Annotated in this window: 1 pseudogene; it reads left to right on the plus strand. The window is 48.3% G+C overall.

Annotated elements, in window-relative coordinates:
• Window positions 1-51 precede the first annotated feature (51 nt).
• Window positions 52-271, plus strand: a pseudogene (locus tag ACYP03_RS26270) (tetratricopeptide repeat protein); the annotation flags it as partial.

The following is a 271-nucleotide window of genomic DNA, read 5'->3' on the forward strand; positions in this document are numbered from 1 at the left end:
TTCACACTACTTAAACAGATTGCACTCACTTCAGTATTTGGTGTTGCTGTGATGGCATATGGTGTACATCCGGTTCAGGCATCTGTGACGACAAAGCCGACCAATCACCTGAAATCGACACTGAAATACGTGGAGCTTGAAGCGGAAGAAGGTGATAAGAATATGCAGCTTTTCCTGGGCCGGGCGTACCTGGAAGGGAAGAGTGGTATTGAGGCTGATCCGCTGAAAGGACTCTATTGGCTGGAAAAAGCCGCAGTTGATATGCCCGAAG

This window comes from Photobacterium sp. R1 (genome assembly GCF_054600795.1).